This is a genomic window from Tyzzerella sp. An114 (genome assembly GCF_002161055.1).
Taxonomy (GTDB): domain Bacteria; phylum Bacillota; class Clostridia; order Lachnospirales; family Anaerotignaceae; genus Fimicola; species Fimicola cottocaccae.
The window spans coordinates 217,757-239,176 of the sequence record NZ_NFLT01000005.1; the positions used below are offsets into that span (position 1 = coordinate 217,757).

At 31.7% G+C, this 21,420-nt stretch carries 22 protein-coding genes and 1 riboswitch; of the genes, 17 read left to right on the plus strand and 5 right to left on the minus strand.

The genetic code is table 11. The features are described from left to right. The first annotated feature begins 142 nt into the window (after nt 1-142). From plsX to B5E58_RS06810, 9 genes are all read left to right on the plus strand, one after another. The gene (gene plsX / locus B5E58_RS06770; protein WP_088108929.1) at nt 143-1,132 is read left to right on the plus strand and encodes a phosphate acyltransferase PlsX; all 990 of its coding nucleotides are present in this window, start codon (nt 143-145) and stop codon (nt 1,130-1,132) included. 80 nt (nt 1,133-1,212) lie between these two features. Next, complete coding sequence (gene acpP, locus B5E58_RS06775) at nt 1,213-1,443, plus strand: acyl carrier protein (RefSeq protein ID WP_088108930.1); 231 nt, start codon at nt 1,213-1,215, stop codon at nt 1,441-1,443. Nucleotides 1,444-1,448: 5 nt separating this feature from the next. After that, on the plus strand, nt 1,449-2,150 hold the full coding sequence (rnc, locus tag B5E58_RS06780; RefSeq protein ID WP_088108931.1) for a ribonuclease III: 702 nt from the start codon (nt 1,449-1,451) through the stop codon (nt 2,148-2,150). Nucleotides 2,151-2,433: 283 nt separating this feature from the next. Beyond that, complete coding sequence (uvrB, locus tag B5E58_RS06785; protein ID WP_088108932.1) at nt 2,434-4,416, plus strand: excinuclease ABC subunit UvrB; 1,983 nt, start codon at nt 2,434-2,436, stop codon at nt 4,414-4,416. A 30-nt stretch (nt 4,417-4,446) separates the two neighbouring features. Then, nucleotides 4,447-7,293 (plus strand): excinuclease ABC subunit UvrA, encoded by a 2,847-nt coding sequence (uvrA, locus tag B5E58_RS06790; protein ID WP_088108933.1) that lies wholly within the window; start codon nt 4,447-4,449, stop codon nt 7,291-7,293. 164 nt (nt 7,294-7,457) lie between these two features. Next, nucleotides 7,458-7,757, plus strand: coding sequence for a hypothetical protein (locus B5E58_RS06795; RefSeq protein WP_088108934.1), 300 nt, complete (start codon nt 7,458-7,460; stop codon nt 7,755-7,757). A gap of 176 nt (nt 7,758-7,933) precedes the next feature. Next, entirely contained in the window at nt 7,934-8,587 is a 654-nt protein-coding gene (locus B5E58_RS06800) for a single-stranded DNA-binding protein (protein WP_088108935.1), read from the plus strand. A gap of 230 nt (nt 8,588-8,817) precedes the next feature. After that, nucleotides 8,818-9,015 (plus strand): DUF6465 family protein, encoded by a 198-nt coding sequence (locus B5E58_RS06805; RefSeq protein ID WP_088108936.1) that lies wholly within the window; start codon nt 8,818-8,820, stop codon nt 9,013-9,015. A 95-nt stretch (nt 9,016-9,110) separates the two neighbouring features. Next, nucleotides 9,111-9,602, plus strand: a complete 492-nt coding sequence (locus B5E58_RS06810; RefSeq protein WP_158097691.1) for a cob(I)yrinic acid a,c-diamide adenosyltransferase — start codon at nt 9,111-9,113, stop codon at nt 9,600-9,602. Nucleotides 9,603-9,666: 64 nt separating this feature from the next. Here the strand turns inward: B5E58_RS06810 and dapB are convergent, their stop codons facing one another. From dapB to B5E58_RS06825, 3 genes are all read right to left on the minus strand, one after another. Beyond that, on the minus strand, nt 9,667-10,419 hold the full coding sequence (dapB, locus tag B5E58_RS06815; RefSeq protein WP_088108938.1) for a 4-hydroxy-tetrahydrodipicolinate reductase: 753 nt from the start codon (nt 10,417-10,419) through the stop codon (nt 9,667-9,669). 93 nt (nt 10,420-10,512) lie between these two features. Further along, entirely contained in the window at nt 10,513-11,397 is an 885-nt protein-coding gene (gene dapA / locus B5E58_RS06820; RefSeq protein ID WP_088108939.1) for a 4-hydroxy-tetrahydrodipicolinate synthase, read from the minus strand. Between the two features lie 22 nt (nt 11,398-11,419). After that, on the minus strand, nt 11,420-12,415 hold the full coding sequence (locus B5E58_RS06825; RefSeq protein WP_088108940.1) for an aspartate-semialdehyde dehydrogenase: 996 nt from the start codon (nt 12,413-12,415) through the stop codon (nt 11,420-11,422). Nucleotides 12,416-12,561: 146 nt separating this feature from the next. Next, nucleotides 12,562-12,739, minus strand: a riboswitch (Lysine riboswitch). A gap of 188 nt (nt 12,740-12,927) precedes the next feature. On the opposite strand from B5E58_RS06825, the gene B5E58_RS06830 reads away from it, so the two are divergent. The 4 genes from B5E58_RS06830 (at nt 12,928) to B5E58_RS06845 (ending at nt 15,309) form a co-directional block, all read left to right on the plus strand. After that, entirely contained in the window at nt 12,928-13,110 is a 183-nt protein-coding gene (locus tag B5E58_RS06830) for a small, acid-soluble spore protein, alpha/beta type (protein WP_330395616.1), read from the plus strand. Between the two features lie 80 nt (nt 13,111-13,190). After that, nucleotides 13,191-13,967 carry a class I SAM-dependent DNA methyltransferase gene (locus tag B5E58_RS06835; protein WP_088108941.1) on the plus strand — a complete coding sequence of 259 codons (777 nt, stop codon included), beginning with the start codon at nt 13,191-13,193 and terminating at the stop codon, nt 13,965-13,967. Next, nucleotides 13,967-14,845 carry an Hsp33 family molecular chaperone HslO gene (gene hslO / locus B5E58_RS06840; RefSeq protein WP_088108942.1) on the plus strand — a complete coding sequence of 293 codons (879 nt, stop codon included), beginning with the start codon at nt 13,967-13,969 and terminating at the stop codon, nt 14,843-14,845. Before B5E58_RS06835 ends, hslO begins: the two co-directional genes overlap by 1 nt. Nucleotides 14,846-14,889: 44 nt before the next feature. Next, nucleotides 14,890-15,309 (plus strand): NUDIX hydrolase, encoded by a 420-nt coding sequence (locus B5E58_RS06845; protein ID WP_088108943.1) that lies wholly within the window; start codon nt 14,890-14,892, stop codon nt 15,307-15,309. 54 nt (nt 15,310-15,363) lie between these two features. Here the strand turns inward: B5E58_RS06845 and B5E58_RS06850 are convergent, their stop codons facing one another. Both B5E58_RS06850 and B5E58_RS06855 read right to left on the minus strand, forming a co-directional pair. Further along, nucleotides 15,364-16,176: a Cof-type HAD-IIB family hydrolase gene (locus B5E58_RS06850; protein ID WP_088108944.1), complete on the minus strand. Its 813-nt coding sequence runs from the start codon at nt 16,174-16,176 to the stop codon at nt 15,364-15,366. A gap of 219 nt (nt 16,177-16,395) precedes the next feature. Next, nucleotides 16,396-17,538 carry an ROK family transcriptional regulator gene (locus B5E58_RS06855; RefSeq protein ID WP_088108945.1) on the minus strand — a complete coding sequence of 381 codons (1,143 nt, stop codon included), beginning with the start codon at nt 17,536-17,538 and terminating at the stop codon, nt 16,396-16,398. A gap of 554 nt (nt 17,539-18,092) precedes the next feature. Between B5E58_RS06855 and B5E58_RS06860 the strand changes: the two genes are divergently transcribed. The 4 genes from B5E58_RS06860 to B5E58_RS06875 are packed head-to-tail and all read left to right on the plus strand — an operon-like array spanning nt 18,093 to nt 21,416. Continuing rightward, the gene (locus B5E58_RS06860) at nt 18,093-18,419 is read left to right on the plus strand and encodes a hypothetical protein (protein ID WP_088108946.1); all 327 of its coding nucleotides are present in this window, start codon (nt 18,093-18,095) and stop codon (nt 18,417-18,419) included. After that, nucleotides 18,406-20,334, plus strand: a complete 1,929-nt coding sequence (locus B5E58_RS06865; RefSeq protein ID WP_088108947.1) for a V-type ATP synthase subunit I — start codon at nt 18,406-18,408, stop codon at nt 20,332-20,334. The genes B5E58_RS06860 and B5E58_RS06865 overlap by 14 nt, the downstream gene beginning before the upstream one ends. 3 nt (nt 20,335-20,337) lie before the next feature. Then, nucleotides 20,338-20,826: a V-type ATP synthase subunit K gene (locus B5E58_RS06870; RefSeq protein WP_088108948.1), complete on the plus strand. Its 489-nt coding sequence runs from the start codon at nt 20,338-20,340 to the stop codon at nt 20,824-20,826. A 32-nt stretch (nt 20,827-20,858) separates the two neighbouring features. Next, on the plus strand, nt 20,859-21,416 hold the full coding sequence (locus B5E58_RS06875) for a V-type ATP synthase subunit E (protein WP_088108949.1): 558 nt from the start codon (nt 20,859-20,861) through the stop codon (nt 21,414-21,416). The last annotated feature ends 4 nt before the right edge of the window (nt 21,417-21,420 follow it).

Below are 21,420 nucleotides of genomic sequence, written 5' to 3' on the forward strand. Positions count from 1 at the left end.
GTGGGGACAGCAGGTTTTTAACTTGCTGTCCTTTCTTGTAAATAAAAGTATTTTTACAGTGGGTTTATAATTATATCATTATAAAAATAATGTAATTATAAAACTACTGATATATTTAATTTTTGAGAAGGGTTGGTTACAGATGAACAGAAATATCACTGTTGCAGTTGATGCTATGGGCGGAGACAATGCACCTTTTGAGATTGTTAAGGGTGCTGTTGAGGCAGTAAATGAGCTTGGGGTTAATATAAAACTTGTAGGTCAGGAAGATGCTGTTAATGCAGAATTAAAAAAATATAATTATGATAATTCTAAAATTCAGGTTGTCAATGCCACAGAGGTCATAACAACAGATGAAGCTCCTACAACAGCTATAAGACGTAAAAAAGATTCTTCTATGGTTGTTGGTCTTAACCTTGTTAAAAATAATGAAGCAGACGCTTTTGTTTCAGCAGGAAGTACAGGAGCGGTTTTGACAGGAGCAACAGTAATTGTTGGAAGAATAAAGGGTATTGAAAGACCTGCTTTGGGAACTTGCCTTCCTACAATAAAAGGTTTTACATTCCTTCTTGACAGTGGTGCAAATGTTGATTGTAAACCAAAATATCTTGAACAATTTGCAAAAATGGGTTCTGTTTATGTTGAACATGTTATGGGTGTTAAAAATCCTAAAGTTGGACTTGTAAATATAGGTGCTGAGAAAGAAAAGGGAAATGCTCTCACAAAAGAAACTTATGAGTTACTTGAAAATTCATCAATTAATTTTACAGGAAATATTGAGCCTAGAGAAGTTCCTTTCGGTGAAGCTGATGTTATAGTATGTGATGGCTTTGTTGGAAATACTATACTTAAATTTGCAGAAGGTCTTAGTATGGCTTTACTTAAAATTATAAAAGGTGAAATTACAAAGGGTATTTATAAATTTGCAGCCTTGGCTCTCAAAAAACCTTTTGGCAGTGTAAAATCAAGACTTGACTCTGAGGAAGTTGGCGGAGCTCCTTTCTTAGGTCTTAAAGCTCTTGTTGTAAAAGCTCATGGCAGTTCTAAGGCAAAAGGCATACGAAATGCTATAAAACAGTGTACAATTTTTGTTGAAAATGATATAGTTTCAAAAATTGAAGATAATTTATAATTTTATAAAGACAAATTAATAATATGGGATTATAATAATATACAAAAAAGAAACATTTTTAATTTCAGGAGGATAATTATATGGACAGTTCAGTAGTAATTAGTATTATAGCGGAGCAGTTAGGAATTTCAGAATCAGAACTTAATGAGGAAACATCATTTGCAGATTTAGGTGCAGATTCTCTCGACCTGTTTCAGATAATCTCTGCACTGGAAGAAGAATTTGATGTTGAATTTGAAAATGATGATGCTGAAAAAATTAAAACAGTGGGAGACGCAATTGAATTCTTAAAAGCAGCAGTGGAGCAGTAATAATTATGAATGCTTTGGACACAGAGTCCTTTGAAAAAAGGATTAACTACACTTTTAATGATAAGGATAAAATAAAACTTGCATTTACCCACAGCTCTTATGCCAACGAGCATAAAAATTTTGTTTCAGAAAATAACGAAAGACTGGAATTTTTGGGAGATGCCGTCCTTGATATGATTGTAAGTGAGTATATTTACAAAAAATTCCCTAAAATGCCTGAAGGTGAACTTACTAAACTTAGAGCTGGTGTTGTCTGTGAAGGTTCATTGGCAAAAATAGCTAGAGAGTTTGAGTTTGGAAAATATCTTCTTCTTGGTAAGGGTGAGGAGAGCACAGGCGGAAGAAACAGAGATTCCATACTTGCAGATGCTTTTGAAGCTGTCATTGGTGCTATATGCCTTGATGGTGGAATTGAATCTGCTGGTAAGTATATTATGAGTTTTATGGAAAAGGTTATTGATGATATGAAAATTTCTTTCAGAACCCTTGACTGTAAAACACATCTTCAAGAGCTTATACAGAAAAACAGCAAAAGTCCTATAACTTATAAAATAATTGATGAAAAAGGACCTGACCATGATAAAGTTTTTATTGCGGAAGTATATCATGATAAGAAAACTCTTGGTTGTGGTGAAGGAAAAAGCAAAAAAGAGGCAGAACAAAATGCTGCTTTTGATGCTCTTGAAAAACTTGAAAATAATAATTGATATACAGCGGTTTTTTAACCGCTGTATTTTTTTATTTAAAAAATTAAACTTTTTAACTATTGCAGATAATAATATTTGTGATATAATAAGAACGAATGTTCTATAATAAGAGGTGTTATATGGGTGTAATAGGAGGTTCTGACGGACCAACAGTAGTTTTTATATCTTCAAGTTTAGATAAATTTTCAATTTTTTTATTTCTATTTATTTTATTAATTGCTTTAATTATAATATTTGTTTTTTATAAAAACAGGAAATAATATATTTTTGAGGAGGTGTCATTTTGGCTGAATTTAAAATTGTTTCTGATTATAAACCCACAGGTGACCAGCCAGAAGCCATAGAAAAACTTGTAAAAGGATTTAATGAAGGTAAAAAATTTCAGACACTTTTAGGTGTTACAGGTTCTGGAAAGACCTTTACAATGGCTAATATAATTGAAAAACTTCAAAGACCTACATTAGTTATAGCTCACAATAAAACTCTTGCAGCACAGCTTTATAATGAGTTTAAAGAGTTTTTTCCAAATAATGCAGTAGAGTATTTTGTCAGCTACTATGATTATTATCAGCCAGAGGCTTATGTTCCCAGCACTGACACCTATATAGAAAAAGACTCATCTATAAATGATGAGATAGATAAACTTCGTCACTCTGCAACAGCAGCTCTTTTGGAGCGAAGAGATGTTCTTATTGTTGCCAGTGTATCATGTATATATGGCTTGGGAGACCCAGAAGATTATAAAGAACTTATGATTTCTCTCCGTCCAGGAATGGAGAAAGACAGAGATGACGTTATAAGAAAACTTATAGAAATACAATATGATAGAAATGATATGGATTTTCAGCGTGGTACATTTAGAGTAAGAGGAGATGTTTTGGAGATTATACCGGCGGATAAATCTGAAAGTGCTATACGAATTGATTTTTTTGGTGATGAGATAGAAAAAATAACTGAAATTGATATTTTGACAGGTGAATTTATAGGAACAAGAAATCATGTTGCCATATTCCCAGCCTCTCATTATGTTACTACATCTGAAAAAATGAAAGTAGCTATACAGAGAATAGAGGAAGAACTTGAAGAACAATTAAAAAAACTTAAAAGTGAAGATAAACTTCTTGAGGCTCAAAGACTTGAGCAGCGTACAAACTATGATATTGAAATGATGAGGGAAATGGGTTTTTGTTCGGGAATAGAAAATTATTCAAGACATCTTTCATTGAGAGAAGAGGGAAGTACACCAAACACTCTTATAGATTTCTTCCCTGATGATTTTATAATAATTGCTGATGAGTCCCATGTTTCTATACCACAGATAAGGGGAATGTATGAGGGAGACCGCTCAAGAAAAACAACTCTTGTTGATTATGGCTTTAGATTACCTTCTGCCCTTGACAATAGACCTCTTAAATTTACAGAGTTTGAAAGCAAAATAAATCAAATGCTTTTTGTATCTGCAACACCTTCTGTATATGAAAAAGAACACTCTGAAGATACTGTTGAGCAGATTATACGACCTACCGGTCTTATTGACCCTGAAGTTGATGTAAGACCTATTGAAGGTCAGATTGACGACCTTTTAAGTGAAGTGAGAAAAACTGTTGATAAGGGAGATAAGGTTCTCATAACAACACTTACAAAAAAAATGGCTGAAAGACTTACAGATTATATGAAAGAGGCAGGAGTGAAAGTTAGATACCTTCACTCTGATATAGATACTCTTGAAAGACTTGAAATTATACGAGATTTGAGAATGGACGTTTTTGATGTTCTTGTTGGTATAAATCTTTTGAGAGAGGGACTTGATATTCCAGAGGTTTCCCTTGTTGCAATACTTGACGCTGACAAAGAGGGATTTTTGCGTTCTGAAACATCACTTATACAGACAATAGGACGAGCTGCGAGAAATGCTGATGGTCATGTAATAATGTATGCTGATGTTTTGACAGACAGTATGAAGCGTGCCATAGATGAGACTGCAAGAAGACGTAAAATTCAGCAGGAATACAATGAAATTCATGGTATAGTGCCAAAAACAATAAAGAAAAAAGTTCATGATGTTATACAAGCTACAAAAGCTGTTGATGAGAAAACTAAAAAAGGTCTTGAAAAAGACCCTGAGTCAATGAGCATTGATGAACTTAAGAAATATATTAAAAAACTTGATAAAGAAATGAAATTGGCAGCGTCAGATTTACATTTTGAAAAGGCTGCTGCAATTAGAGATGAAATTATAAATTTGAAAAAAATGCTTGATGAATAATTTTTGAAGGTTTTTCAGAAAGGATTGAATATGTCTAAAGATAAAATAATAATAAGAGGAGCAAAAGAACATAATTTAAAAAATATAAATCTTGAGATACCAAGAGATAAATTTGTTGTATTTACAGGAGTTTCAGGCTCGGGAAAATCTTCCCTTGCCTTTGATACAATATACGCAGAAGGTCAAAGAAGATACGTTGAGTCCCTTTCTTCCTATGCAAGACAGTTTTTAGGTCAGATGGAAAAACCTGATGTGGAGTATATAGAGGGACTTTCTCCAGCCATATCTATTGACCAAAAAACAACAAGTCATAATCCTCGTTCAACTGTGGGAACTGTCACAGAGATATATGACTATTTAAGATTGCTTTTTGCAAGAATAGGAATACCCCATTGTCCAAAGTGTGGAAAAGAGATTAAAAAACAGACAATAGACCAAATTGTAGACCAAATTACAGAACTTCCAGAGAGAACTAAAATACAGCTTCTTGCACCTGTTGTGAGAGGACGAAAGGGAGAACATGTAAAACTTTTAAATGATGCATCAAAAAGCGGTTATGCCAGAGTTAGAGTTGACGGTGTTGTCTATGAACTTTCAGATGAAATAAAACTTGAAAAAAATAAAAAACATACAATAGAAATTGTTGTTGATAGGCTTATTATAAAAGAAGGTATGCAAAAACGACTTACAGAGTCAATTGAAAATGTAATGAGCCTTACAGGAGGTCTTCTTGTTGTTGATGTAAATAGTGGTGAAAGTGAACTTACATTCAGTCAAAATTTCTCTTGTCCTGATTGTGGTATAAATCTTTCAGAGATAGAACCTAGATTATTTTCATTTAACAATCCTTCAGGAGCTTGTCCTGAATGTACTGGTTTAGGTATGCAGATGAAATTTGACCCTGTTTTGATTGTGCCTAATCCAAAACTTTCAATATCACAGGGAGCTATAATTGCACCAGGTTATAATTCAATATCAAATTCAGAAAGTATGACAGGTGTGCTTTTTCAATCTTTAGCTGAAAAATATGGTTTTAGTCTTGATGTTCCTTTCGAGGAGCTTTCCGATGAGGCTAAAGATATTATATTTTTTGGAACAAAGGGAGAGAAGGTAAGAATAACATACACAGGAACAAATGGTAAAGGGACTTATGATTATAGTTTTGAAGGTATAATAAATAATCTTCAAAGAAGATATTCAGAGACATCAGAGTTTATGCGTTCTGAGTATGAATCCTTTATGACAAATATAACTTGTCCTAGCTGTAAAGGTAGAAGACTTCGCCCTGAGGTTTTAGCTATTACTATAAATAATAAAAACATTTCGGAAGTAACTGAAATGTCAATAACAGAAATTCAGAAGTTTTTTAATTCTTTAGAACTTACTGAAAGAGAAAATATGATAGCTGAGAGAATACTTAAAGAGATAAACGCAAGAATTGGTTTTCTTGTTGATGTTGGACTTGATTATTTAACTCTTTCAAGGTCAGCCGGAACTCTTTCGGGAGGTGAGTCCCAGAGAATAAGACTTGCAACTCAAATAGGCTCTGGACTTGTTGGAGTATTATATATACTTGATGAGCCTAGCATAGGACTTCACCAAAGAGATAATGACAAACTTTTAAAAACATTAAAACATTTGAGAGATATAGGAAACTCTTTGATTGTTGTTGAACATGATGAAGATACAATGCTTGAATGTGATTATATTGTTGATATAGGACCGGGGGCAGGAAAAGGCGGAGGAGAGCTTGTCTGTGCTGGCACTGTGGAAGATATTAAAAACTGTGAAAAATCAGTTACAGGAGATTATTTAAGTGGTAGAAAGTATATTGAAGTTCCAAAAGAAAGACGCCCTGTGAAAGCTGATATGACGTTAAAAATAAGTGGTGCTTGTGAAAATAATCTTAAAAATATAAATGTTGAAATTCCTTTAGGTATAATAACTTGTGTTACAGGTGTTTCAGGCTCTGGAAAATCATCCCTTGTAAATGAAATACTTTTTAAGAGATTAAATAGAGATTTGAATAGAGGGAAAATACGTCCAGGAAAACATAAAGATATGACAGGTCTTGAAAATCTTGATAAAGTTATAAATATTGACCAATCTCCAATAGGACGAACACCACGCTCAAATCCGGCAACATACACAGGACTTTTTGACCTTATAAGAGAAGTTTTTGCTCAGACAACAGAGGCAAAAATGAGAGGATACCAGAAGGGACGTTTTAGTTTTAATGTTAAAGGCGGAAGATGTGAGGCTTGTTCCGGAGACGGTATTATAAAAATAGAAATGCACTTTTTGCCTGATATATATGTTCCTTGTGAAGTTTGTCATGGTAAGAGATATAATAGAGAAACTCTTGAGGTTAAATATAAAGGAAAAACAATATCAGATGTTCTTGATATGACTGTTGAGGAAGCTTTGGAGTTTTTTGAAAATATTCCTAAAATAAAAAATAAACTTCAAACTCTTTATGATGTGGGGCTTTCATATGTTCAGCTTGGACAGTCATCAACAACACTTTCAGGAGGAGAAGCTCAAAGAGTTAAACTTGCCACAGAATTAAGCAGAAGAAGCACAGGAAAAACAATGTATATACTTGATGAACCTACAACAGGACTTCATACTGCTGATGTTCATAAACTTGTCCACATTCTTCAAAGATTGGCTGAAGGCGGAAATACCGTTGTTGTAATAGAACATAATCTTGATGTTATAAAAACCGCTGATTATATAATAGATTTAGGTCCTGAAGGTGGAAGTGGTGGCGGAATGATTGTTGCTAAAGGAACACCGGAGGAAGTTTGTGAAGTTGAAAATTCTTATACAGGTAAATATTTAAAGCCTGTACTTGATAAAGCTGTTAGAGTTTAATAATTTTATTTAATAGATATTTTTATGTCGTAAAATGTCAAATTTTTATGAAAGATACCTTAATATTTGTAGGGTATCTTTCTTTTTTTTAAAAACTATTGACAAAGACTATTTATAAAAGTAGGATAGTATGTATATAAACAAAAGATTTTCGGAGGGGTAAAATGTTAAAGGATAGTGATTTTGTTCAGAACTTTATTAGTTCGCAAAAAAATTTGATGCAATACTTTGGTTGTGATGGAGATTTTTATGTTAGGCCCCTTGTTGAAAGTTCTTGGACAGTTAAGAATGATGATGATTTTGCAATTCTTTCCTATTGGGACAAAAATGATAAGCGTATAGATGCTGTTGTTGTAAAAAAAGGTGGAAAGCCTATGGTTTATAAAAAAAACGATTTTACAATGATTATAGGCATAGATTGTGTTAAATTGGCATTTATATTTAAAACGGAACTTGAAAGATAATAATATATTTATTTTATACCTTGCGTTATAACGCAAGGTTTTTTACAATTCAAATAAATGTATTTTTTTGTAAATTTTATTTAAAATACTTCTAAAATTAATTTTTTTGAATAAAATTTATTTATCATAAGAAATAATAAAAGCTTTTTAAGCTTTTAAGAGAGGGGTAGAAATAGATGCAGACAGAAGGAATTTTGGAAAACAACTGTGTTAGCATCAGTGGTAATATTGTTGAGGAGTGTGCTTTTAGCCATAAAGTTTATGGTGAAGGATTTTATGTTTTTAAAGTATCTGTTGAGAGACTTAGTGATAATGCAGATATACTTCCAGTTATGATTTCTGAAAGACTTATTGACAGAAATTTACTTAAAACTGGTGCAAAAGTTGAAATTTCAGGTCAATTAAGAAGTTATAATAATTATACCGATAAAAAAAGCAGGCTTGTTCTTACTGTTTTTGCAAGGGATATTCAAATAGTTGATGAATATACTATTAAAAATCCTAATCAAATATATTTAAATGGTTACATATGTAAAGAGCCTGTTTATAGAGAAACTCCTTTTGGCAGAGAAATTTCTGATATACTTGTAGCTGTAAACAGAGCTTATAATAAGTCTGATTACATACCATGTATAGCTTGGGGAAGAAATGCAAGATTTACATCTAAATTATCTGTTGGTTCAAATATAAGACTTTGGGGCAGAGTTCAAAGTAGAGCTTATCAGAAAAAGAAAGATGATGTTATTGAAGAAAAAGTTGCTTATGAGGTTTCTGTATCTAAAATAGAAACTGTTTCTGATGATATTAATAGAGAAAATATAAGAGATTAAAGTTTGTAATGTAATTAAATACATATTAAAAAAGTGTTTTTGGGAATTAAAAAATATGGTTTTTTACATGATTTTTGTTGTAATGTTATAACTATTTTGGTGACTATTCCCATAAGCATTAGAAATATTGACAATTACAATTAAATCTAGTATTATATCCTTGTATTTGTAAAAAATAGAGTTTAACATAACTCGTTTTAAGCTATTTACACAATAGAGGGGGAAATTTTATGAAATCAAAAGTATTTGTTGAATTTCAGGGAGTTCAGTCATCTGTAAAGGATATGGAAGATGCAGTTAAAGAGGCTTGGAAAGCACAGGGCGGTAAAGTAAAAGACATCAAGACAGTAGAAATTTATTTCAAGCCAGAAGAAAAAATGTGCTACTATGTTGTAAACGAAACAGAAACAGGAAGTTTTCCTGCTTAATAAATTTAAAGAGTTAAAATCTATTTTTTTGACAAAACAAAAAGGCAGGTAATAAAAACCTGTCTTTTTATCTATAAGACAGGAGCTGAATTGCTGTGCGTAAAGGAAATATATTTGCATATTATGGTGAAGGTAAAGGTAAAACAACTCTTGCCATAGGTCAAGGTATACGTGCTGTTGGAGAGGGTCTTAGTGTGGTTATGATACAGTTTCTTGATTATAATAATACAAAAGAAGGAATACCTTTAAAAGCCCTTGAACCGGATTTCAGAATATTTAGATTTGAAAAACACAGAGAAAGCATTGACTGTATTGATGAAGATACAAAAAAAGATATTTTATCCGAACTTAGAAATGCTTTTAATTTTACAAGAAAAATAATTGAAACAGGAGAATGTGACGTTCTCATACTTGATGGTCTTATAGATGCCATAGAAAAAGGGTATATAGAAAGACAGGAAATATGTGAAGCTTTTTTAAAGAAACAGTCTTATATGGATATAATTATTACAGGAACAGTTCTTGATGATGAAATAAAAAATGAAGTTGATTATGTATATAAGATATGTACTGAAAAAACTCCATAATATAAAAATATGATATTTATGATATTGAAAATAAAACACCGGAAAATCCGGTGTTTTTTTAATATTATTCCATAACGTTTTTCATTGTATAAAATCCTGCTGGTTTTCCTGCAATATATTTTGCGGCCTTTACAGCACCAACAGCAAAAAGTTCCTTTGAATAGGCTGTATGACTTATTGTTATAACTTCATCACGACCGGCGAATATTACATCATGGTCTCCTACGATTGTACCGCCTCTGACAGCACTTATGCCTATTTCTTTCTGACTGCGTTTCTCACGAACTTGAGAGCGGTCAAATACATATTTGTATTCATTGTTAAACTCTTCGTTTATAGCGTCTGCAAGAGCTATTGCTGTACCGCTTGGAGCATCTATTTTCTGATTGTGATGTTTTTCAACTATCTCAATGTCAAAACCTTCCTCAGCAAGAACAGGAGCAAGCTCTTTTAAAACTTTCATAATAAGGTTTACACCTACTGACATATTAGCTGATTTAAGTATAGCTACGTGTTTTGAATATTCTAAAACTTTGTTGTTTAATTCTTCTGAAAGCCCTGTTGAGCAAAGTACAACAGGTATATTTTTTGATTTTGAATATTCAAGAAGGGCAGGAACAGCAGAAGCTGTTGAAAAGTCTATTATACAGTCAGCTTCTACATTACAATCATCTATATTTTTAAATACAGGATAACCCATTTCAACGTCTCTTGGGTCTATTCCGGCAACTATTTCACAGTTTTCATCGTTGGCAACTATTGATGAAACAACATGACCCATTTTTCCACCACAGCCGTGCATTATAATTTTAACCAATATAAACACCTCTTTATTAATAAAATTATTAAAATATAAAATATATTAAAATTAAGGGCTGCCATGAGACAGCCCTAATATATTTTTTGTCTATTATTTAATTAAACCGTAATCTTTCATAGCCTCTTTAAGTCTTTCAAAGTTTTTATCTTCCATTGAGCAGAGAGGCATTTTGCATTTTCCTGCATTAAATCCCATAAGGTTTACAGCAGCCTTTATAGGGATAGGATTTGTCTCACAGAAAAGGGCATTAATAAGATTAAGTGTATCAAGTTGTAATTTAGTAGCTCTCTTTGAGTCTCCCTCAAGATAGCTCATAACCATATCATGTGTATCTCTTGGAGCTACATTTGCAAGAACTGATATAACACCTTTTCCACCGAGAGAAAGGAGAGGAAGAACTTGGTCGTCATTTCCTGAATAAATATCAAAATCCGGTCCACAGAGAGCAGCTATTTCAGCAACCTGTGAAATATTTCCGCTAGCTTCTTTTATAGCTACTATGTTTTTAATTTTTGAAAGTTCATAACAAGTCTTTGGTGTGATGTTAAGACCTGTACGACTTGGTACATTATAAAGTATTATAGGAATGTTTATGCTTTCAGCAATCATTTTATAGTGCTCTATAAGTCCCTTCTGAGTTGTCTTGTTGTAGTATGGTGTAACGAGAAGTACAGCATCAGCACCAGCTTTTTCACAACCCTGTGCAAGTTCTATTGCATGAGCTGTGTGATTGCTTCCTGCTCCAGCGATAACAGGAATTCTCTTGTTTACTACTTCAACAGCGTAACGAACACAGTCAATCTGTTCTTCATCTGTAAGAGTTGAAGCTTCACCAGTTGTACCACATATAATGATAGCGTCTGTACCATTTTCAATCTGAAACTCAATAAGTTTTTTTAATTCAGGATAGTTGATAGTTTCATCTTCGTTAAAAGGAGTGACAATAGCAACTCCTGAGCCTGTAAAAATAGACATATAAAAGCACCTCCAAAATTAATTACTGCATTTTTGCAATTATTTCCTGAGCAATCTGTACTGCGTTAGTAGCTGCACCTTTACGGATATTGTCTGCAACAACCCAAAGATTTACACCATTTTCAACACTTTCATCACGGCGAATTCTTCCAACATAAACTTCGTCATGACCTGCTGCATTTATTGCAAGAGGGTATACATTGTTTTCTGGGTCATCTTCAACAACAACACCAGGAGCATTTTTAAGAACTTCAATAAGTTCATCTAATTCAAATGGATTTTCAAATTCAACATTTATTGATTCACTGTGACTGTCGAATACAGGAACACGTACTGTTGTTGCTGTAACTTTAAGGTCATCATGGTGAAGGATTTTTCTTGTTTCCCAAATCATTTTCATTTCTTCTTTTGTGTATCTGTTATCCATAAATACATCAATGTGTGGGAGGCAGTTGTTTGCTATTGGGTGAGGGAATTTCTTTGGAGCTTCTCCCTTAAGACCATTTTCAAGGTCTTTCCAACCAGCAACACCAGCACCAGAAACAGCCTGATATGTAGAGTAAACAACACGTTTGATTTTGTATTTGTCATCAAGTGGTTTTAATGCAACCATAGCCTGTATTGTTGAACAGTTAGGATTTGCAATTATACCTTTGTTCCATTCAATATCTTCTGGATTTACTTCAGGTACTACAAGAGGAACTTCTGGGTCCATTCTCCACTGAGCACTGTTGTCAATAACAATACAACCATGTTCTGCTGCTATTGGAGCAAATTTTGCACTTGTTGAACCACCAGCAGAGAAAAGAGCAATATCAATTGGTTTGTCAAATGAATGCTCTGTAAGCTCTTCAACAACATATTCTTTTCCGTTAAATGTAAGAGTTGAACCTGCTGAACGAGCTGAAGCCATTACATAAAAATTTTCAATTGGAAGCTGTCTTTCCTCAAGAACTTTTAAGAAAGTTCTTCCTACCATACCTGTTGCACCTACTACTGCAAGATTTACTTTTTTCATAATAAATTTTCACTCCTATTATAACATATTATTCTGTTACGATAAACACACCGCAAACTTTGATTTAAAATAAAAAAAACCGACATAAACGCCGGTATAATAATTGCCTTATCACAGATATAAACACTACGCTGTGTTAAAATAATCATTATAGTAGCGCTCCACCAAAAATGATGACAGTTCATACAGATATTATCCATAAAAACCAGAAAGAATATTGTAAGGAATAATTCTAACTTCGGCATTGTCCCCTTTTCTTATTTATCATATGCACCTTACTGCATCAAAATAAGTACTTATGAAAAATGCACCTCTACTAAAAAATTATGTTTTGTTTGTATATCGTAACACTAAATTAAGTGTGTGTCAAATGCTTTTATCAAATTTTATGTATATAAATGCATTTTTATTACATGCATATAATTTTGATAAAAAAATCATAATAATAATGTTATTTTGGACAGAATTTTGAAACCCAAAAAATAATATGCACAATTTAAGGAGGTTTTTTTGTGGGTGAAATTAAGCAAAAATACAAAAGTCTGTGTGAAGCGGACAGAATGAAATATGAAGCTGCTGAAGAATTGGGACTTATTGATAAGGTTATGGAAGTTGGTTGGAAAGGTCTTACAAGCTGTGAGAGTGGAAAAATAGGAGGTATTGTAAGCAGTAAAAAAAGGAAAAACAAAAAATAATGGTTATAATGTTGTAATATATTGTTATATTATGTATAATTATAAGGTTAATAGATAATATTGTTATAAGGAGAATTTTTATGGGTGTTTATGAGAGCTTTGCGTCTGTATATGACACTTTCATGGGTGAAACTGACTATGATGGTTGGGTTTCTTATATAGAAAAAATATGGGAAAGAGAAAATCTTTCCCCTGAAATAGTTCTTGACCTTGGTTGTGGGACAGGAAATGTAACTGAAAGACTGGCTAAAAAGGGCTATGATATGATAGGAATTGACCTTTCTGAAGATATGCTTGCTAAAGCTAGAGATAAGGCTTATGAAGAAAACCTTGATATACTCTATCTTTGTCAAGATATGAGAGAATTTGAACTTTATGGCACAGTAAACTGTATATTAAGCCTTTTTGACAGTTTAAATTATATAACTGACGAAGATGACCTTTTAAAAGTTTTTAAACTTGTAAATAACTATCTTCACCCTAAGGGACTTTTTATATTTGATATGAACACAGAATATAAGTTTAAAAATATATATGCAGACAATACTTATGCTGAAACAACTGAAAATGCTGCTTATATATGGGAAAACTTTTATGACGAAGAAGAAAAAATTAATGAGTATTATATGAATTTTTTCATAGAAGACGAGGAAACAGGTACATATGAGAGATTTGAAGAATGTCACTATGAAAAAGCATATAGTATTGACATAATTAAAAATCTTATAGAAGAAAGTGGTATGCAGTTTGTAGCTGTATATGATGCCTATACTTTTGAACCTGCAAGAGAAGATAGTGAAAGAATATTTGTTGTTGCAAGAGAAATTACAAAATGTGAAAATCAGGAGGAAAAATAATGGAAGATTATATTATAAGAGCAACGGCAGCAGATGGAGCAATAAGAGCTTTTGCTGTTACTTCTAAAAATACTGTTGAGACTGCAAGAAGTCTTCATAATACATCACCTGTTGCCACAGCAGCATTAGGAAGACTTTTAAGTGCTGCCGCTATGATGGGTATAATGCTTAAAGGTGAAAAAGACCTTCTTACACTTCAGATAAGAGGAGATGGACCTTTACAGGGTATTGTTGTATCAGCAGATAGTGAGGCTAATGTTAAGGGATATGTTTTCAATCCTTATGTTGAAGTACCGGATAAATATGAGGGAAAACTTGATGTTTCAAAGGCAATAGGAAATGGAAATATAAGTGTTATAAAAGATATAGGACTTAAAGAGCCGTATTGTGGACAGATTGAACTTGTTTCAGGAGAAATTGCTGAAGATTTAACTTACTATTTTGCAAAGAGTGAACAGACACCTTCTGCTGTTGGTTTAGGTGTTCTTATTGACAGAGATACAACAGTTATGGCTTCTGGAGGTTTTATAATACAGCTTATGCCTGATGCTGATGACGAGATAGCAGAAAAACTTGAAGAAAAAATAAACAGAACTCCTTATGTAACAACATTACTTGATATGGGTTATACACCAGAAGATATATTAAAACTTATTTTAGGAGATTTTAATCTTGAAATAAATGAAAAGAAAGAAATGAGATTTTATTGTAATTGTTCAAGAAGTAGAGTTGAAAAAGCTCTTATAAGTCTTGGAAAAGATGAACTTACAAAAATTATAGAAGAAGATAAAAAAGCACAGCTTCACTGTCATTTCTGTAATAAAGAGTATAATTTTAATGAAGATGAGCTTAGAGAAATACTTAAAAGTGCACTTTAAATTATAACTTTTAAATTTTTTATGGATAATAAGGGGGTGAGGTCATAAAAAGAGATTTTGCTGTTGCTGTAAAGGCAATAATAGTAAATAAAGATAAGGTTCTTCTTCTTCATCGCTCAAAAAAAGAAATGGAGAGCAGTTATATAAACAGAAGAGAACCTTGGGATTTGCCCGGCGGAGGGTTGCGTTTTTTTGAAAATTGTCCCAATGGTCTTTTAAGAGAGATAGAAGAAGAAACAGGTATAATTGCAAAGATAATTGAACCTTTTAATGTGTATGATGTTATAAAGTCTAATATACATCTTACAATAATTACTTATATTTGTGAATGTGATACATATAATGTATATCTTAGTAGTGAACATGATGCTTTTTACTGGCTCACCCTTGATGAGGTCAGAAACAGCAATATTCCAAAATGGCTTAAAAGAGAATTTGAAGCTGCACTTAAGAAATTAAAATAAAAAAGAGAATATTTAAGGTTTTTTATCCTTAAATATTCTCTCTTTTTTATATTTTTATATAAGATTATAATGAATAAGCCCTTTTGTTATTCCTTCGTTTTTAACAGTATCTGTGTAGTAATCACCAACACCCTCTAATATATGGTCATATTTACCCATAACTATTCCATTTCCTACACATTCTATCATTTCTTTATCATTGGCACCATCGCCAAAAGCATAAGTGTCTTTTATATCAAATCCACAATATTCAACTACTGCTTTTATTCCAACAGCCTTTGAAAAATGTTTTTTTGCAATGTCAAGACTGTATTCATGAAGTTGTCTGAATGTAGTTAATTTTTCTCCAAACTCTTTATAAAACAATTTTGTTGTTTCTTCCATTTTTTCTTTATCCTTTTCAAATATGAAAACCATTTTGTTTGTATCTTTTATTTCATTTAAGTTATTGTAGTCTAAAGATACAAAGCTTTCTTCTGGAACATTGAAAAGTTTTATAGGTTCATATATTCTTTCAGGGTGTATATCTCCAACATAACATAAATTTGTTGTTTCACAATAATATGTTATATTGTGTTTTTTACAAAATTCAAATATTTTTAATGTGTCTTCAAAATCAAAAGGGCTGTTGAAAACTATTTTATCATTTATTCTTGCACAAGCCCCATTTGAATTTATATAACAATCGAATTTGAAATCTATTTTAGGAAGCTGACAGAAAGGTCTTCCAGAACATATAGCTACCATATATCCATTTGATTTAAGTTTTTGGAATGATTCAAGAGTTTTTTGTGTTGGTTTTGAAATTTTATCACTCTCGTCTACCATAGTACCATCATAATCAAAGAAAACTACCCCTTTATACATTTACAGTTTGTCCTCCTTATATATTTATTACTTAAAAATTATAACATAATAAATATATATTTATAAACAAATGGGGAAATAGATTATATTATATATAATTTTATAGTATATGTGTATTTCTTATTTTAGTTTTATTAATTTTCAAACTTTAATAATAATATTTGTACTAAAATTTATTATATTTCGATATAAAAATATAAAAAATACAAAAATAATTAATTATATAAAATCAGGAAGATGAAGGAAATTTATTGTGTTTATGAAATTAGCTCCATAGAGTACTGATTTTTTATTAAATTTTGAGAGTTTTATTTCACATGATGAGTGACTGTTAGAGCGAACAGTAGCTTCAATTTTGTCAATAATCTCTGGGAAAGTTTCTGTAAATATACTATTTATAACTATAACCTCAGGGTCAAAAAGATTTATAACATTTATTATTCCAGCAGATATGTATTTTATAAAGTTATCTATTGCTTTACAAGTATCAAAATCTTCATGTTTATATAATGATGAAAAAAGTTCATAGGATATGTTAGGAGTGTTTTTTAGCATTGAAATTTCATTTAATACAGATGTCTCAGATGCATAGCACTCAAGACAACCTTTGTTTCCACATACACAAGGTTTTCCCTCAGATTGAACTGTTATATGTCCGAAATTACCTGCTATACCATTGTTTCCTGTATAAAGTTTGCCCCCAAGTATAATACCCATACCAACGTTTGGACGAATATATATTGATACAACATTCATTTTATGTACAGAGAATACATTTTCACCAACAGCAGAGAGATTTGCTGTATTACAAACATAAACAGGCACATTATATATTTCTTTAAGACTTTCTGCTATATTTTCCGGTGGTCTAACATTGTTATATGCTGGTGCAAAAATAACTTTATTATCTTTTACAACACCATGGAATGAAAGTGTTATACCTACTATATTGTATGGTGTTTCTGGAATTTCAGGAAGTATAGAGTCAAGACATTCTTTTATCTCTTTTACATAGTTTGTATATCCGTTGGCATAATCAAAAGATTTGTATATTATTGGTTTTCCTAATAGGTCACAGACCATTATATCTATATATTTTGGTGAAACCTCTATACCAACTGATGAACCTGCATTTCCGTTAAATACAAGCATTGTAGGTTTTCTTCCTATTGAAGTTTTTCTGTTTCCTGTTTCAATTATAAAGTTTTCGTTTATAAGTTCTTGAACTATTGATGATATTGTTGCTTTTGTAAGACCAAGAACTTTTGACAAATCTGCTCTTGATATTGAAGAATTTTTAATAACTGTTTTTATTACAAGATTTTTATTTATATTTCTTATTAGTTCCTTACTTCCAATCATATATTTTACCTCCTGATTATAAATAAATTTTATAAATCATATTAATAATACCATATATAAATGTAAATAAAAATATAATAAATTATATTTTGAATTGTATATACAAAATTTTATGTCTATTTAATTGTGAATTTTTACACATATTAATCTGTTTAAGTGGAGAATTTTTGTATAGATAAAACGATTTGTACTATAAATTTTGTGATTATATAATTTAATTAATATAATACATATTTAATTCGTACTGAATTATATAAAAATAATATATTTGTTTTTTATAATTTTTACAATAAAGTATAAATGCTTATAGTCAAATTGCAAAATGATAGATAAAGTATACCTTGACAAATATTTTGCCGTAATTTATTATTGAGATTAATTGAGACAGGTATTATTTATAAAATTTTAAATAATTATCAAACTTAAATACATAAAAAAACGTATTTATAGATACATTATGTTATTTCTTTAACAATATATTAATCTTAGGACTTATATTAGTCGTTAGATTGGTTATTATATAAAAATAAAGTATGTAAGAGAGGTGATTGGAAATGGCTTTGGAAATTATGAAAAATATCATCGAGGCAGAAAGACAAGCTGATGAGATAAGACAGAATGCTCAAAAAGAAGCAGAGTCTATAAAATCTCAGGCGGAAACTAAATCTTTCGAGATACTTTCACAAGTCAAAAGAAATGCCAAGGCAGAGGAAAAAAGTCTTATAGAAAAGGCTATCGAGGGAACAAAAGATAATGTTAGCCAAATTTTGAAAGAGGCTGATGAGAAATGCAATGAAATAAAATATTCGGCAGAACTTAAAATGGCTCAAGCTGTTGAGGCAGTTGCAAGAAAGGTAGTGGGTGAAGATGGCAATAGTTAATATGAATAAGATTTCTATTGTTGGACTTGAAGCTGAAAAAGACCACATACTTAAATTTCTTATGAAAAAAGGTTTTGTTCAGATTGATGACAGTGCCTGTCTTGCAGATGATGAAAATTATGGTGATGCTTTTGAGAAGGATAGTAGAGAGTCTAGTGTCCTTGATTATGAACAGCGTATGAGTGCTGTTAGTGTTGCCATGGATACTTTAAAGCGAAATGTAAAAATAAAAAAACCAATGCTTGCTCCAAAACCTGATTTTAAAAATATAGATAGCGACTATGCTGAAAATCTTTTTAAAAATGTTTTGGATATAAATAGCATGTTAAAGGAAATAAATGCTTTAAAATCCGAAGAAAATTCTGTAACCAACAACAGAAATACCCTTTTACCATGGAAAAAGTTTGATGTTAAACTTAATGAGTTATCAACCAAATACACAAAAACAATATTGGGAACATTGCCTTTATCTTCTAATATTGATGATATTGTAACAAATATTTCAACGGATATTCCAGAATGTATAATAGTCAATGTTGAAACTGATAAACAGTTTAGATATGTTTATATAACAGCCCATAAAAGTGTATTTGATGATGCTATGGAAGCTGTAAGGGTTTACGGTTTTTCACCTGTAACATTTGGAGATTTTAAGGATATACCAGAAATCGAAATTAAAAATTGTGACAGTAAAATAAAGGAAATTAATGACGAAAAACAAAAACTTACAGAAAGAATAAAATCATTTGGTGATAAAATGGGAGAATTTGAAAATCTCTATGATTACTATATGGTTTTAAAAGATGAAAACAAAATTGTAGAAAATTTTGTTAAGACAAAAACAACATTCTGTATGACAGGTTGGCTTCCTTCAGATAAATCTGATAGCCTTGTAAAGACACTTACAGAAAGCTATGGTTGTTATGTTGAAACAGAAAAGGGAAATCCTAAAGAAGGGTACCCTGTACTTCTCAAAAATAATAGTGTGGTTACACCTTTTGAAGATATTACAAATATGTACTCAACTCCAAGTACAAGAGATGTTGACCCAAGTGGAATAATGGCATTTTTCTATATTATATTTTTTGGAATGATGCTTGCTGATGCAGGATATGGAATACTTATTGCCCTTGCTTGTTTTGTTATTGTTAAGAAAACAAAACTTAAAAAAGGACAGGGAAACCTTATTAAACTTATGGGCATATGCGGTATATCAACAGCTGTATGGGGCTTTATATTCGGAAGTGTCTTTGGTTCAAGTCTTCCGGGAATACCTGTTATTATAAATCCCCTTGAGGACGTAATGACATTGATGGCTATGTCTCTTGTTTTCGGTATAATTCATATATATATTGGTCTTGGTATAAAGGGTTATACACTTTTAAGAGATGGGGACGTTATAGGATTTTTCAGTGACATAATACTTTGGTATATATTTATAACAGGCGTTTGTCTTCTTATAATTCCTGTTGTTGCTGGAGATATTGGAGTATTTTCTGTAATAGGAAAATATCTTGCTATCATAGGTATGGTAGGTATAATTCTCACAAATGGTAGAGCCTATAAGGGAATATTTATGAAGCTTTTTAAAGGAACTTCAGCCCTTTATGGTATTACAGGATATTTTGGAGATATTTTATCATATACAAGACTTATGGCTCTTTGTCTTTCATCAGGTGTTATAGGACAGGTTATAAATCTTTTAGGTGCTATGGCGGGACCTGTTGGAATGATTATTATAGGTCTTATAGGACATTCAATAAACCTTTTTATAGGTGCTCTTGGTGCTTATGTTCATACAAGTAGACTTCAGTTTGTTGAATTCTTTGGAAAGTTTTATGAAGGTGGCGGAGAAGCTTTCACACCTTTTAAATTTAGAACAAAATATACAAGTATAAATGAAGAGGAGATGTAAATTATGGAATTTTTATCAGCATTATCAAATGGTCAGTTTTTAGGTATAATGGGTGCTGCATTAGCCGCATTACTTGCTGGAATTGGTTCTGCAAAAGGAACATCTATGGCTGGTCAGGCAGCAGCAGGAGTTGTTTCAGAAGACCCAAGTAAATTTGGTCAGCTTCTTGTTCTTCAGCTTCTTCCAGGTACACAGGGACTTTACGGATTTATTATAGGTTTCCTTATGTTAACAAAAATAGGTGTCCTTGGTGGAGATATCCCAACATCAGCTCAGGGCTTCCAGCTTCTTGCAGCTTCACTTCCAGTAGGTATTGTTGGTCTTATTTCAGGTATATATCAGGGAAAAGCTGCTGTTGCAGGTGTAGGAATTGTTGCTAAAAAACCAGAAGAACTTGGTAAAGCAATCACATTTGCAGCTATCGTTGAAACATATGCTATCTTAGGATTACTTGTATCATTCCTTGCATTAAACGGTATCCAGATTGGTTAATAAATAATTTTTGAAAAGGAGGAAACACTCCTATGGGTAATGAACAGAAAATAATTGACAAAATAATTTCCGATGCAAAGGCAGAGGCTAATGTAATACTGGAAAATGCAAGAAAAGATGCTGAAATTAAAATAAATGCAGCTAAGGAAAAGGCTGATAAAGAAATGGCAGCATATATTAAACTTGCACAGGCTGAGGCTGAAAAGGCAGCAGCGAAAGAGATTTCCGGTGCGGAAATGTCAGCTAAAAAAATGATACTTGCCAAAAAACAGGAGATTTTAGAGGAGACAATAAGACTTGCCAAAGATAAACTCTTTTCTCTTTCCGGTGAAGAATATGAAAAAACTATAATATCAATGATTAAAAACGCTAAAGAAAAAGGCGAGATAATATTATCAGAGGAAGACAGAAAGGCTTTTGGAGAAAAGATTGCAGAAGAAGGATATAATGTATCTTTAGAAACAAGAGATTTAGGCAAGGGCTTTGTTATTAAAAAAGGTGATATTGAATATAACTACTCTTTCGACTCAATTATAACAGTTGATAAAGAGAGTATTGAACAAAAAGCAGCAGAAATTCTTTTTGGTTAAAGGA